The sequence below is a fragment of the Mesorhizobium sp. ANAO-SY3R2 genome, from assembly GCF_042466635.1.
GTDB lineage: Bacteria > Pseudomonadota > Alphaproteobacteria > Rhizobiales > Rhizobiaceae > Aminobacter.
Window position 1 is genome coordinate 2082745 of the sequence record NZ_CP159955.1, and the last position, 13575, is coordinate 2096319.

Below are 13575 nucleotides of genomic sequence, written 5' to 3' on the forward strand. Positions count from 1 at the left end.
CATAAGCGCGCACGCGGCCCACCATGATCCGGTGACGGGTTCCCCCAGCCCGCCTATAACTCGTCAGCACCCAGCGGAACAAAAGGAAGAACAATGCCGCAGCGATTTGAATACGACCGGATGACGGCAGAGGATTTCCGCGCTGCTCTCGAAGGACTGGACCTGCCGGCGAAGGGTTTCGCCAGGATCTGGGGCGTCCGCGCCGGCACCGTCGGCAAGTGGGTGAAAGGCGAGCAAGACATTCCCCCGTGGGTCTATGTTGCTTTCGCGCTGATGCGCCAGGACGGCGCAATGGTCACAGCACGCGACGCAGCCGCCAACATGATCCGCAGAGACAATCTCCGTCCGCAACTCGGCGAATATCCCTATGCCGCCGGCGGCGACTTCATGGAGGGCGAACAGGATGAAACTTGAGATCGGACAGACTGCCAGCGGCAAGGTTGTCAGCCTGCCCTACCGGTTGGCCAATCGCCACGGGCTGGTCACCGGCGCCACCGGCACCGGTAAGACCGTGACGCTGCAGCGCCTCGCCGAGCAATTCAGCGCAGCCGGAATCCCGGTCTTCGCGGCCGACGTGAAGGGCGACCTTTCCGGAATTGCGGCGGCCGGCGATGCGAACAGCAAGGCGGCCGAGCGTGCCGCGGCGCTGGGCCGCACGTGGTCGGCGACCAGCTATCCGGTGGCGCTCTGGGATATTTTCGGCAAGGCCGGCCTGCCGGTGCGCACCAGCGTGCAGGAGATGGGCGCGCAGCTGCTTTCGCGGATGCTCGGCCTCAACCCGACGCAGGAGGGCGCGATGGAAATTGCCTTCCGCAAGTCCGAGGACGAGCGCTCCTACATGCTCACGCTGGAAGACCTGCGCTGGACGCTGGTCGAGATGCTCGACGACCGCGAGGAGGTTTGCCAGCAATACGGCAACGTCACCGCCTCGTCGATCTCGGCAATCCAGCGGAACATTCTCGCGCTCGAGGCGCAGGGCGGCAGCCACCTATTCGGCGAACCGCCGTTTGAGATCACCGATTTCATGGCCGTGGCCGCCGACGGTCGCGGCGTCGTCAACCTGCTGCATGCCGACCAGTTGATGGAAGCGCCGAAACTTTATGCCACCTGCCTGCTGTGGCTGCTCAGCGAATTGTTCCGCCGGTTGCCCGAGGCTGGCGATCTGGACAAGCCGAAACTCGTCTTCTTCTTCGACGAGGCGCATCTCCTGTTCAATGACGCGCCCAAGCCGCTCGTCCAGCAGATCGAGCGGATGGTGCGTCTGGTGCGATCGAAGGGCGTGGGCGTGTTCTTCGTCACACAATCGCCGCAGGACGTGCCCGATACTGTGCTCGCTCAGCTCGGCACCAGGATCCAGCATGCATTGCGCGCCTACACGCCGGCGGCGCAGCGCATGGTGAAGGCGGCAGCCGATGCCTTCCGCCCGAACCGGGAGGTCGACGTGCGCGCCGAGATCACCACCATGGGAATCGGCGAAGCCCTGATCTCGGTCATGGAAAACGACAACGTCCCGACGCTGGTCGAGAAGGTGCGGATCATTCCGCCGGCGGGACAGATCGGGCCAATCTCCAGCATGGAGCGCCAGGCGTTCATGGAAGCATCGCCGCTCTATCCGAAATACCGTGGCGGCCTCAGCCAGCAGGAAGCTGGCTACTCTTTTGACCGCCGCATGAAGGCTGCCCGGGGCATCGCGCTGGAACCGGAAACCAAGCCGGAGCCCTACGTGCCCGGGCTTTATAAGAAGTATCTGCCGATCGACGAAGGAACGAGCAAGTCGCGCTCACTGGCGCGGCAGCTGGTCTCGATAGCTTTCTGGGGCTGCGTGGCGTGGGCCGGCCTGACCGTCGCTGGGGTCGTCTAGGCCCGGAGCCGGCGGAGGCGGTGCAAATGGCGCGAGCGGTTCGAACGGCACACTCGCCCACGCCACGCCCAGCACCGCGCATGCAATGAGGATGGCCCACATCACCATGTCAGCACTACGGCTCGTAAAAATCGACGCATATCACCTCCTCTGGCCCATCGACCGTGATCTCCACGCACGTCGTTACCTTCGGGTCGCCCCAATGGTCGCCATTCCGATTTTCGTCCCTGCGCCGCGACTCGAGGGCAGCAAGTTCTCGCGCCCGCGTGGCGCTTCGAGCCCTCACAACTAGCTCGATGACCTGGTCGTCCTTGCCCAATGGGCTGTTCAGGTGCCACAGCTTCATCGGCATCTCTACCATGTCGGCACCCCTGCCGTGTTCAGCGCATCCGCAATGATCCCAGCGGCCTTGTCGCGCCGGCTGCGGAAGGTCGAATAGGCCCAGCCTCGGCGCCGGCACTCGGCCTCTGTGTCCCAGCCGTACAATTCCCACATGCACCATTCGACCAGCGCGCGGCGCAGCGCTTTATCGCCGTTCAGGTAGGCTGTCGCCCATGCTGGCCGATGCAGGCCGTTGACGGTGGCACCGGCCAGAATGATTTCCATGCGGTAGATCTCGCGGGCGGTCCTCGGCACCTTGGCGCGCATGCGGCCTTTGCCGTTCGTCTTGGCGATGCGCTGCTCGGCGATGTCGGCCGTCGAATAGCGATAGTCTGGCCAGCTTGATTTGATCGTGTCCGGGCCGATCCCACCAGTGGTGTCGAACAGCACCTGGTAGGCCTTGGCCATTTCGTAACGGACGAGCTTGGATGTCCACTTCGTCATCAGTCGAATTTCCCGTCCGTCACTGCCGCATAGAGGTTGTCTTCGATCGCCACCGAGGCCACCCGGCGCAGGTATTCTTCGGGATTGAGGCCCAGCCGCCGGGCATGCTTGGCGAGTAGCTTTCGCTGATGGGCGGTCAGGATTACTGGCACCTGGCCGCGCTGGCGCCCACCCGTCCTGTCGATCGGCAATCGCCACTTGCGCCACATGCACCGGATGCTGTCCGAGCTGGTGCCGTCGGCGAGCATCTCGGCAATGGCAACGGCGGTGTGTCCCTGCCCCGTCCGAAAGCCGATCAACGCTGCCTTGGCGTTGGTCCAGCGTTCGACATAGAGCATGCTCGCACGCAACCGCTCGCTCGGATGACGCTTCGCCTCCTTCATCGTGGGTCGCCGCTTCCTCACAGCACAATGTCCTCGCCGCCGTCGAATATCTCCTTCAGCCCCTCGGAAAGTGGCTCCGTGGTCGCATCAGATTCACCCTCAGGAAGTTGATTGTTCGGAAACGTCCGCTTGAAGCCGCGGATCGGCTTCTTGTCCCACCACAGATACGGATGGCTCACCCCGATGATCCCGTGCTTGATGAGGTCAGTGGAATTGCGCTTGAACTCGTTCCTGATCTGGTCGGCCGCCTTCTTTCGATCTTCGGTGGCCACCGTCATGCTGAGCGCGATCTCGCGGTAGTGGTCCCAATGCACCATGATGCGGCCGACGGCGGCCGGCGGGCCTTCTTTGTCGTTGGCCACGAACTTGCCGAACTTGTCCTGGGCCTCGAACAGGTGGAGGAAGATTTTCCGCGTCGTCGGGTTGACGCTGTAGCCGAGACGGGTTTGCTCCTTCTTCAGGCGCTCCTTCTCGGTCACGGTCACGACGGCGCAAGACGTGAATTCCTTGGTCGACCCATCCGGTAGCTGCTCAGATCGCACCGGCACTGCCATCAGCGTGAAGCGGATCTTCTTGCCGTCCTCACCGTCCTTGATCTTGTCGAGCACGGCGTCGCGAATCCCTGTTTCCTTGTCGTGCTCGATGAGGATCACCTGGTCGACGTCGTCGCGCAGCGATGTGTGGCCGCGCAACTTCTTGCCGTCGGCGTTGGTGTGGTGGACCAGCACAACGTGGCAGCGCGTCTCGCGCTCGATGCGGGCGACGTTGTCGAGCACGACAGCGTTATCCTTGCCGCTGATCTCGTCGATGCCCGGGGCGGCCTTCTTCAGCGTGTCGATGGTGATGAGACCAGCCCGAAACCCGAATTGCTCTTCCCACCGATCGGATAGGCGGTTGACCTCCTCGATGAATAGGTCGACGTCCTTCTTGTCCTTGGTGAACACGTCGATTTTGCGCGGCAGCAGCGTGAAGGGAATGTCTTCGTCATCCGGCACCGAGAAGTGCCGCGAGTAGGCCTCCATTCGATCGAGCAGGCCAAGGCCGCCCTCACCCGCCTGATAGACGACACCGCACCGCTGTACGGTGAGGCCGAAGAATTCGATGCCCCGGGCGACGCAGAGGGCCAGATGCAGGGCAAAGAACGATTTGCCTGAGCTGGACCGGCCGCCGATGACGGAGATGCCGCTAGTGGTCAACCAGTCCTCGACCAGGAACGTCAGCCGCTTGCGCGGCTTCTTGCGGTCCCTCCAGTCGATCGCGCCGAAGTGCGAGCGCACCGGCGGCAAAAGCAGCTTCTCGGTGTAGGCCTCGAAATCTTCGAACGACTGGATGGCAGGTATTTCGGTCAATTGCTCATCTCCTGCATCAGCAGGTCGCTGAAGTCATAGCCGTCGGGTGCCATGGAAATGGACACGATGCGGCCTTGCTGGTGGAAGCGACGAGCGGCGACGAGGAGGCGTGCTCGAGTCATGCAAGGCTCGCTGTCGCCGTCACCGATCAGGATAGATTCTTCGACTTCGCGCGGCAGCACAAGACCTGGGCGCTGCATGTCGGGGAAACCGTTGGGGATGAGCTTGCGCTCGTCCTTCGGGTGCGGACGTGACCCGGTCGAACTGCCGGCCAAGTTGCCGAGCGAGACGGCTGCAGCCAGCGCTATGTCGTCCCCTTCGGCCATGCCCATGACGAACCACGAGCGCGTGGTCTCGATGCCCTCGCCAGTAGCCAGGCGGCGCCCCGGCGCCGACAGTCGGATCATGCCACCGCGCTGTTCGCCCAATACCTTCTTGGCCTTGTTCCGCTTGCGGTCGCCGGGCGGTGTGAGCTTGGCCGGCTGCTGCGGATCCAGATAGGTGCGGTGGGCCCCGATGATCTTGCCGCCAGCATCACGGATGGCGGCCACCATGGCCGGGAACTTGCCAAGCTCGACCGTTTCCTCCGCCTCGGAGTCCGCATAGCCGCGATACGACAGCTCAGCGACAAACCGAAGATCGAACGTCCAAGACGGCGTCACCATCAGTTTTCGCGCCCTCAGGTACTCTTCAACGAGCGTGCCGGCGACTTGCTTTCCGGAACCGAACAGCCGCTCGGCATTGCTGCGGCCGCGCTCCTTCTCCTTGCGCTCTTCCTCTTCCCATCGCGCCTTGCGCTCCTCGATCGCCTTGCGCTCTTCGGCGGTTACAAGCGTCTGTCCACCGAGGGCCTGGATCGCTTCGGGGAATGACTTTCCGCCGAGTTCAGTGAGCACGGTGAAATGGTCGCCCGTCGCGCCACAGCCGAAGCAATGGTACATGCCGCGTTCGTCATTGATCTTCAGGCTGGGCGTCTTCTCGCCGTGGAAGCAGCAGTTCGCCCAGATGACCTTGCCCTGGCCTTTTCCTTTTATCCCATACTGAGCGAAGACAGCGGACAGCGGCGTCCGATCCTTTAGGTGCTCGAGCTCGATCGGATCGATACGCCTGCTCATCGCCGCTCCACCGGGATCTTCCGGCCCTTTCTGATCAGGGCACCGAACAACTCTTCAGCCTTGGTCTTGGCCGTAGAGACCTTCTCGCCGGACCGCACGATGTCGCCGCAAAGGTGGGCAATCAGCGCGCGCCAGGCCATTGTCTCGGCCTCGAACTCGGTGGGGTAGATCTGGGCTACGCCGTTGACGCGAACCGGTTCCCAGGTCGCCTTGTGGACCTTGCGAAACTGCCCCTCGAAACCGCCCATCACGGGGATGCTGCGTGCGCCGACCTCATTCATGGGGCAGGTTCCCGCGCTGGTCGACAGTCAGGGCCATGGCGATCGGGCGAACCCAGATCGGCTCATTGGACAGTTCGAAGGTGGTGCCGGACATGGCCAACAGCAGCGTGCGACCGAAGACCTCGGCCATTGCCGTTGCGGCCAACGGCGGGACAGCGTTGCCGATGCGCTCGCGCCATGCCGAATCCGAATTTCCGTCGAGAACGAAATCGCCGGCGGCGAGATCCTCGGGATCGAAGAGCGATTGCAGTGCGGCCAGCTCGAGCGTGGTGAATGGCCGGTGCCAGGTGCCGTCCAGCGCGCGGATCACAGCGACGAGGCGATCCTCAGGCTTAGGAAGTTCGAACAGCGGCTCGGGCGCCGGCTCGCGCGGATCCGCGACCGACCACACGCCGCGGTCGTATTTGCAATGCGCCGGCACGGCGCCAGAGCTGCCCTCCCATGGCACAACGCCATAGTGCCCTCCGGTGACATAGTGTTCGCGGTTGGTGTTGAGGCCGACAGGGCGCGGGTCTGCGACACTTAGGGCGCCGCCGGCAACATGGGTCGCGCCGGTTGCGGTCTTGGAGTGCTTCTCCCAATCGGTGACAGCTAAGATGTTTTGGTGGGCACCGGCTCCATAGCCGGGCCGAGGATCAGCAACAGCATAGGCGCCGTTGCCGGTCGTCGACGCGGCGATTACCGTTCCTGCCGCCTCTTTCATACCGGTGACCCGATACTTGGTCTGCTTGTAGTCGTCGCGCTCAGCCGGACGTGGGTCGGCGACCGCAAGGCCGCCGGCGGGGCCGCCTGGGCCTGCCACCGCCGGCGCCGCACCGCCCCATGGCACGATGCGAAACACGTTGTTGAACCGCGGCTTGCCGGGGATGTTTGGATCGGCGACCGCAAAGGCGCCCTGCCCGGGTGACTTCACATTGATGACCGCGCCCATCGTGTCTTCCCAGCGGCGGACGCCATACTGCGAATACTCGTTGCCGCCGGATGCAAACCGTGGATCCGCAACACTGTAGGAGCCGTTCGTAGGGCTGCTGCGGCCGGCGATGACGCCGACGGGCTCTTCCCAGTGCCGGACGCCGAGCACACTCGACTGCCAGTCTCCCTCCGGCTGAATCGCGAAGTCTCGCAGCACGCCTTCCTCGATCGCCAGCTTGTTGAGCGAGCGCCAGTCGGAGCCGGCTTCGACGAATGCAAGCCGCACCCACGTTTTCCACTGTAGCGAAGGCATGCGGTGCATTGGGCCGCCGCGCGGGTCACCGGGCAGCGGCAGCTTTTCAAGAATCTCACCTACGCCGAGGAGCCGCTTCTTCTGGGGCACGCGGAGATGCGGCGGCACCTTGGCCTCGGAGCGGGCGACCAGCAGGAATCGCTTGCGGCTCTGACCGAGGCCGCCGAGCTCGCCGCAGTCGTGCGTGGTCTCGGCAACAGCATAGCCATAGGAGCGCAGCAGCGCGACGATCTGGTCGAGAAGCTTCCGCCCGCGCGTCGCAATGCGCGGAACGTTCTCGAACACGATCAATTCGACAGGGTCGTCCTTCCACGCTTCGAGCATCAGCCAGACGCCACGTAGGGTGAGGCCATTGAGCGCCTGGTACTTCGCAGTGGCGCTAGACGCTTCCGGCAGCAATCCGCTGAAACCCTTGCACGGCGCCGAAAGGAAGACGATGTGCGGACGCTCGCCGTGCGCTGCGCGGTGCAGGTCGACCGGCGAAGCCTCACGCCAGTTTGCCGGCGTCTCCTTGCCGTGAAATGCGTGATACTGCTCGCGGCTGAAGAGATCCAGCACCGTGCCGGGCACGCCGGCGGCGCGGGTGAAATCGCGGATGGAAGCTGGATCGACGTCAACGCCGCCGATGCAGCGGAACCTTGCGCTTAGGCTGCCGACGCGAGCATGGCCCTTGTTAAACCCCTTGGCGCCGCCACCGAGGCCGCAGAACAGGTGGAAGTGACGGAACTCGACCTCCGTAACGGCAGTGTGAATGGTCATGCGGTCTCCATGGATTCGGCATGCAACATGCGGATGAAGTTGACGGCGGCGACCTTGGTCAGAGCGCCGGTGATTTCCTTGGCCTTCGGATCGCCCCCGAGGATCTGATCGCAGTCGCGATCGACCTCTTCGACGCTGAAAGTCAGGAGGATCTTGGTGGCCTTGGTCAGGCGGTTGGTGGTGATCACCGACCACCTGCCATCGCCTTCGCAACGGATCGCCCGCTCGTTCTGGGAATCTCGGGCGTCGTGGAGCGAATAAATGACAGCGGCCGCCGGTGGCGTCGGCTTGGGCTTCTGGTCACCCGTAAGCGTGATGCTGACGCCCATATCCGCGGCCAGGCGCTGCAGATGGTCGGCGCTGCGCCGCCATTCTTCCTGCGCGGAATCGTCGAGACGTGACCATGCGTAGCGGGTCTTACCAATGCGCGCCTCGCGCATCATCTCGCCGAGGCGATCGCGGAGTGGTCTGGTCATGCTGCCTCATTGAATTTGCCGACCTGGTCACCCCATGAGGACCAGCCTGGTCGGTTGGTGCGGCTGAACAGCTCCAGCCGGCGCGCGGACGGCATGAGCTTCTCTGCGTCGCTGAACGCCTGGTCGGGTTTGCGGGAATGCTCACGGATCGGAGCAAGAAAGGCCGAGCGGATGTTCTTGGCGGTTACCTTCGGCTTGCCACGGGTACCGATCAGGTACGGCTCCGAAGCGCCTCGCAAAATGTATCCGGTGCCAAATGCCAGATGGCCGTTCTTGGTGGTCTTGATCCAAGTGCCGGCGGTCTTGAACACGAACCCCCACGCCTGCAACGTCTCGATCTGCTGGGGAAGCATCGGGTTGGTAGCCCAGAGCCACAACAGGCAGTTCGGCGCGGCGAGATCCTGCACCGGGAACGCCTTGATCTCGTCCAGGGGAAGGCACCGATAGTGAGCCTGCGCGCTCTTCCGCTCGCCCTTTTTCGAGCGCAGCCCGAAGGCCCACGGAGGATCTGCCATAATGAAATCGTAGGAATGCGGGTCGAGATCCCCGAAAGGCCAGTTCACCAAGCCGCCGTGAGCGAACAGTCTCATTCCGCTGCCACCTCGGCTTCGCGGAAGCGGTCCTTGGCAAAGCGATGGCCCCTGCCCCAGACGGTTTCGATCAGGTCCACGCCACCGGTCACGGCCTGGATCTTCTTGCGCAGCTTGCAGATGAACACGTCGACGATCTTGATTTCAGGCTCATCGCGTCCCTGATAGAGATAGTCGAAGATCATCTGCTTGGTGACGACGGCGCCGGTGCGGGCGAGAAGCAGGCTCATGACCATCGACTCGCGCGAGGTGAGCACCACGCGGCCGAACTCCGACACGATGTCCCCAGTGCTCTGGTTGTATGTGCATCCACAGAACGAAATGACAGGGTCGCCCATCTGGCGCTGACGCGAGCCCAGAGCTGTCAGCCGAGCACCCAGCTCAGCGACATCGATCTGGTCACTCTGCACGTCGTCGGCACCAGCATTGAGAATGCCTGCGAACGTGGTGTGCTCAGCGCAATGGTCCGGCAGCAACGCCAGAATGCAGTTGCTCACGTTGCCCACGCGGATCTCGCGACACGTGAATAGCGACGATGCAAGGCCGATCGACCAGTAGACCCCGATGGATCCCGGATCGCGGTAGAGCGCCGTGCTGAATTCCTGAAGCGAACGATGCCGGACGATCTCGTAACCGGCGATCTGACAGGCCAGCTCAAGCTTTGGCGCGTGGCTGCGCATGACGAGAAAGCAGTGGACGATCATGCTTGCCTCCAGCGGATACGAAGTCCTGGTAGACGGCAGATCATGCGTCGGTCGGTCGGGAGAAGCTGGCGCGGGCTGCGGCGGCGGCCCATTGCGTTCCAAGCGGATAGGAGCAGCATCAGAGCTCTCCCATCGTGATCGCGATGACGACCGCGACAGCTGCCGCGAACATGACGAGCGCGAAGATGGTCGAAGGAGGCCGCATCAGAACAACCTCCGGACTTGATCGAGCGCATCGGTTTCGCGCTGCGCCGCCTGCTCCGCCTGGCGCCGACGCTGCTCTGCTTTCACGAACAGGTCGTCGATCGGTTGAGCGTGCTTTGGGCTGATGACGGTGCAGGCGTAATGCCAGCCGGCCAGAGCATCGGTTCGGTCGTTGGACAGATCTTCATCCGTCGCCGAGATCCAGCCGAGCGCCATGCATTTGCGCCAGGTCTTTTCCTTGCCGACGTCACCCTTGGGGTTCGATCCGATGAAATGTGCCCGGATTTTGGCCACTCGGGCGACCGAGACCCGGAACATATTCATGCCGAAGGCCATGCCTTGCACGGCAAAGGGCAGTCCCATTAGTATCTCTTGCGTTGCCAGAGAGGTCTTGCCGTTGACGATCGACGCAGGCAGCGGGGCCTCAATCACGATCTCGTCGGGCTCGAATTCTTTGATCTGCGCCGCGATCCAGCGCATCGCGCCCCACGCGACAGCGCCTTGCGACGCGCCTTCGCTAGCGAAGCGACCACTGCCCGACTCCGGACAGTCGCCTGGTCGGCCGCGCGCCCAACCGAACTTGGTTGCGGCGTCAATGAACAGTATCTTGGGAAGATTGGTCATGGTTGCCCGCCGTGCTGGAAAGTCGGCAGGGCACCCACCGAAACGGTTCCGACCGTTAGTTTCGGTGGGCAGGGGCTTGGACAGTGGCCTTTATCGGATTTTCCACCAAGCACCCCGGCGAGGCCTACGTCGCCGCCCATTCTGGACCCCGTTTGGGGTTAGTGCTTAGCCTTGTCCTTCTTGGGCTCGTCGCCACCCCACGCCGCCGTGGCGGCAGCGACGATGCCTTGGGTGACATCGTCCGCGGGCTTCTCCTCGCGAGCGACGGCAGCCGCGCCCAGCGGCAGGCCGGCGAAGTCCTCGCCGAGAGCGTCAAGGATGGACGTTGCCTGCTGCCGATCGTCGGCCTCGAGGGCATCGAGCAGCTCGTCGGCGCGCTCGATCTTGCTGGCAAGCAACTCCTGGGCCTTCCGCTTGCCCTTCTGGCCATTCACGATCGCGCGGATGATGGCCTTCTTGACGCCGACCTTTTTGGCGTCCTCGAGTTGGCTGGCGACCTCATCGTTGATGCGCTTGTTGAGTTCGCGCTTCTTCTTTTTGAACGCTGCGTCGAGCTCGTCGAGCAGCCGCTCACGCTCCTGCTCGAGGCGATCGCATTCCTCGACATACGATGCCGCCTCAGACGGCGTCGCGGAGTTCTGACGTTCATGCACCTGCCGCGCCATTGCGCATCTCCTTACGTGTGTGGCTGAAAGAGCTCGTGGAAGACGTTCCGGTCTGGGAGGCCTTCGGAACTGTGTCTGACGACCGGGCTGCCAGATGGCGTTGATGGTGGTGGCTCCGCCTGCCGGGGAGCCGTAGGCTCGCTAAGCGGGGTGATGATCTCCGGCGCCAACCATTCCGCGAACCGTGCCGCCCGATCCCTTGTCAGGACGGCTCGCAGCATGAGCCTGTCGGCTCGCCACGCGCTGTAACGCTTCCAGCTGCGCGCCAGAGAGCGACGCGCCCTCAGCGGCAAGGAGCGCCGCCATGCGATTTGTGGCGGCCAGAAATTCGAGGTGTTCACGCCGCGCCTCCTGGGTGGCTTTGAGTTCTTTGAGGGCGACCATGTGCTCGTAGTCGATGCGGCGTGCCTCGCCGTAGAACCACGCCTTCACGCGGTTCCAGCTGAGACCGGGGATCGACCATGCAAATTCGTTCTTGGTCAGCTCACGATGGACAGCGCTTACCTGCTCCTGCCAGCCACGGTGCGGGGCCAGCATGTCGCCAAGTTCACGCGTAATGCATTTGACGTCGGCTAGGCTCTGCATGCCGCACCCCAACTATGGACGCGCTCAGAACAGAATTCTGAGATCTGCGAAGCCTTTTCCGAGAGATCAGAATCGGAGCCGGATATCCCTGTCGTCATCGAAAGCGAGGACGACAGAAATGACCGAACCGAGGAATTGCGGCGGGTCGCGAAAACGCGACCCACCATGCCGGAGACCGGGGCAACGGTCCGGCAAACACGCCCAGCGATGACGGCGAGGCGCGATAGGAAGCTCATTCAGCGGCCTCACTGGGCTGCACGACGGGCGCGGGGCGCTCGACGTCAGCGGGCCAGATCGCGCCTTCCGGCCAGCTCGACGAAAACCAGACGAGCGCTTCGTTAAAGCGGCCGATCTGCATATCGCCACCTTCGCGCAACTGGCGAACCTTCTTCGTGTCGCGGAAGACACGATGACTCACTGTCGTCTCGGATGTCCCGGTGGCGACGCGGTAGGCATCTACGACTTTGAGGAGGTGCGAAATCTGTATCATGCAACAGCAATACGGTTCTAAAACCGCATCTGTCAACGGTTTAGATACCGCTAACTGCCAAAAAATGATGCGGTTAGAATACCGCCCCATGGAAAAGCCTCATCTCGCCCAGACAAAAGCCACCCTCGAGCGCATTCATCAGCGCCTGGAGGCCGTTGGCATGTCTGCCCAGGGCGCCTCGAAAGCGGCCGGGCTTTCCCCCGATGGAATTCGAAATATCGAACGCAACGTGGCTCGAGGCCTGGATCACGGCATCAAGGTAACGACGCTGTCAAAATTGGCGCCCGTCCTTCAGACGACGGTCGCCTGGCTTACGGAAGGCGCAGGCCCGGAAACGCCGCCTCGCAGTATCGACGCCAAGCTTGAGCTACTGCCGCAAGAGGACGCGGATGAGCTGTTCGAGGCCTTCGAAATCATGGTGAACAAGCGGCTAGAGCGGAGAAGTTCTGGCGGCGAGTAAGCGTAGCGTAACAAGGGTGGAGTAAATGCTGACAATGCGGTGGGGACCGACGTTAGAGGAGGAGACGTCGGGGAACACGTCCCAACCGACCAAGCATCTGACTGCGATACGAGCACACGTCGAGCCAGACGGGATCGCGTCGACATTTGCGATGAAGGTCGATGACGAGCCCACGTTTTCGCTGGAAATTCCTCTGACGCAGATCGGGCAGGTTATGCACGAGGTCCGATTTGCCTCGTCGCTGATGGTGAACCGTCGGCGCCGACAACACGATCGGGGCGCGGGAGTGTTACTAGAGCTCATTGAAACGGCCATGCAGCCACAGTCGATCGAAGTCCTGATCGACGCGGCAACAGGCGACCGCATCTTCGTCTTCCAGTTTTCCGATCACTCGCCCCTGACTGTTCGCGTAACCGCGCAGCAGTCCGCGACGATGCTCGAGCGCCTCGCCCGCGAAGTGGCAAGGACCGCAAACTAGGAGATCCTGATGCGAGCAATGCTTGCTGCCGCCATGATGGCGTTGACGGCTCTGCCGGCCCAAGCCGGCGAGATCACTCAGGCCGGACCTGGCTGCCTCGATCGATCATACGCCGAGAAGCTGTTCACACACCGAGATGTCACGAGAGATCCCGCGGCCGCCGGCGCCATGATCGACGACGGCATCCGGTCCGGCTCCTGCCGGGTGTTCAAGATCGGCGAACAGGTGGAAATCGAATCGAAATCCACTTTCGGGCTCTCCTGTGTGAAACCGACCGGCAGCGGCCGGTGTTTCTGGGTTTCGCCGACAATGGCCGAATAGCGGCAATTCACTCTTGCATTTCGCTATGATCCGACTATCGCGCGCCACGTGGCGCGCGTGGTCCGCGCGGAAAGAAGTTAAATATACTCATAGCTCTACGTTTGAAATTCTAGCACCGACGTATGTCGTAGAGCTTCATATGAAGGTCGGATCGGGCGCTTTAGGCGCCCTCCTCCACCA

At 62.8% G+C, this 13575-nt stretch carries 18 protein-coding genes; 5 read left to right on the plus strand and 13 right to left on the minus strand.

The window, feature by feature from the left end; genetic code table 11:
• The first annotated feature begins 93 nt into the window (after positions 1-93).
• The gene (locus ABSY17_RS14950; RefSeq protein ID WP_378952149.1) at positions 94-414 is read left to right on the plus strand and encodes a hypothetical protein; all 321 of its coding nucleotides are present in this window, start codon (positions 94-96) and stop codon (positions 412-414) included.
• Positions 404-1861 carry a helicase HerA-like domain-containing protein gene (locus ABSY17_RS14955; protein WP_378952152.1) on the plus strand — a complete coding sequence of 486 codons (1458 nt, stop codon included), beginning with the start codon at positions 404-406 and terminating at the stop codon, positions 1859-1861. Before ABSY17_RS14950 ends, ABSY17_RS14955 begins: the two co-directional genes overlap by 11 nt.
• A gap of 354 nt (positions 1862-2215) precedes the next feature.
• Here the strand turns inward: ABSY17_RS14955 and ABSY17_RS14960 are convergent, their stop codons facing one another.
• The 13 genes from ABSY17_RS14960 to ABSY17_RS15020 all read right to left on the minus strand — a co-directional run bounded on the left by ABSY17_RS14960 (position 2216) and on the right by ABSY17_RS15020 (position 12136).
• Positions 2216-2686, minus strand: a complete 471-nt coding sequence (locus ABSY17_RS14960; protein WP_378952155.1) for a hypothetical protein — start codon at positions 2684-2686, stop codon at positions 2216-2218.
• Positions 2686-3069 carry a hypothetical protein gene (locus ABSY17_RS14965; RefSeq protein WP_378952158.1) on the minus strand — a complete coding sequence of 128 codons (384 nt, stop codon included), beginning with the start codon at positions 3067-3069 and terminating at the stop codon, positions 2686-2688. The genes ABSY17_RS14960 and ABSY17_RS14965 overlap by 1 nt, the downstream gene beginning before the upstream one ends.
• Positions 3070-3086: 17 nt before the next feature.
• Positions 3087-4418, minus strand: coding sequence for an AAA family ATPase (locus ABSY17_RS14970; protein ID WP_378952161.1), 1332 nt, complete (start codon positions 4416-4418; stop codon positions 3087-3089).
• Entirely contained in the window at positions 4415-5533 is a 1119-nt protein-coding gene (locus tag ABSY17_RS14975) for a CHC2 zinc finger domain-containing protein (protein ID WP_378952164.1), read from the minus strand. The genes ABSY17_RS14970 and ABSY17_RS14975 overlap by 4 nt, the downstream gene beginning before the upstream one ends.
• Positions 5530-5814: a hypothetical protein gene (locus ABSY17_RS14980; RefSeq protein WP_195432372.1), complete on the minus strand. Its 285-nt coding sequence runs from the start codon at positions 5812-5814 to the stop codon at positions 5530-5532. Before ABSY17_RS14980 ends, ABSY17_RS14975 begins: the two co-directional genes overlap by 4 nt.
• On the minus strand, positions 5807-7798 hold the full coding sequence (locus ABSY17_RS14985) for a DNA cytosine methyltransferase (RefSeq protein WP_378952167.1): 1992 nt from the start codon (positions 7796-7798) through the stop codon (positions 5807-5809). Before ABSY17_RS14985 ends, ABSY17_RS14980 begins: the two co-directional genes overlap by 8 nt.
• Positions 7795-8274 carry a hypothetical protein gene (locus ABSY17_RS14990; RefSeq protein WP_378952170.1) on the minus strand — a complete coding sequence of 160 codons (480 nt, stop codon included), beginning with the start codon at positions 8272-8274 and terminating at the stop codon, positions 7795-7797. The genes ABSY17_RS14985 and ABSY17_RS14990 overlap by 4 nt, the downstream gene beginning before the upstream one ends.
• On the minus strand, positions 8271-8864 hold the full coding sequence (locus ABSY17_RS14995; RefSeq protein WP_378952173.1) for an MT-A70 family methyltransferase: 594 nt from the start codon (positions 8862-8864) through the stop codon (positions 8271-8273). The genes ABSY17_RS14990 and ABSY17_RS14995 overlap by 4 nt, the downstream gene beginning before the upstream one ends.
• A complete protein-coding gene (locus ABSY17_RS15000) occupies positions 8861-9568 on the minus strand; it encodes a winged helix-turn-helix domain-containing protein (RefSeq protein ID WP_378952176.1) in 708 nt (235 codons plus the stop codon). Before ABSY17_RS15000 ends, ABSY17_RS14995 begins: the two co-directional genes overlap by 4 nt.
• Positions 9569-9772: 204 nt before the next feature.
• Positions 9773-10396: a hypothetical protein gene (locus ABSY17_RS15005; protein WP_378952179.1), complete on the minus strand. Its 624-nt coding sequence runs from the start codon at positions 10394-10396 to the stop codon at positions 9773-9775.
• 158 nt (positions 10397-10554) lie between these two features.
• A complete protein-coding gene (locus ABSY17_RS15010) occupies positions 10555-11061 on the minus strand; it encodes a hypothetical protein (protein ID WP_378952182.1) in 507 nt (168 codons plus the stop codon).
• A 141-nt stretch (positions 11062-11202) separates the two neighbouring features.
• Entirely contained in the window at positions 11203-11646 is a 444-nt protein-coding gene (locus tag ABSY17_RS15015) for a hypothetical protein (RefSeq protein ID WP_378952185.1), read from the minus strand.
• 232 nt (positions 11647-11878) lie between these two features.
• The gene (locus tag ABSY17_RS15020) at positions 11879-12136 is read right to left on the minus strand and encodes a hypothetical protein (protein WP_378952188.1); all 258 of its coding nucleotides are present in this window, start codon (positions 12134-12136) and stop codon (positions 11879-11881) included.
• Here ABSY17_RS15020 and ABSY17_RS15025 point away from each other — a divergent pair.
• The 3 genes from ABSY17_RS15025 (at position 12135) to ABSY17_RS15035 (ending at position 13395) form a co-directional block, all read left to right on the plus strand.
• Positions 12135-12596 carry a helix-turn-helix domain-containing protein gene (locus tag ABSY17_RS15025; RefSeq protein ID WP_378952191.1) on the plus strand — a complete coding sequence of 154 codons (462 nt, stop codon included), beginning with the start codon at positions 12135-12137 and terminating at the stop codon, positions 12594-12596. The two genes, ABSY17_RS15020 and ABSY17_RS15025, sit on opposite strands and share 2 nt — an antisense overlap.
• A 151-nt stretch (positions 12597-12747) precedes the next feature.
• Entirely contained in the window at positions 12748-13074 is a 327-nt protein-coding gene (locus ABSY17_RS15030; RefSeq protein WP_378952194.1) for a hypothetical protein, read from the plus strand.
• Between the two features lie 18 nt (positions 13075-13092).
• Positions 13093-13395 (plus strand): hypothetical protein, encoded by a 303-nt coding sequence (locus tag ABSY17_RS15035; protein ID WP_378952197.1) that lies wholly within the window; start codon positions 13093-13095, stop codon positions 13393-13395.
• Positions 13396-13575 lie beyond the last annotated feature (180 nt).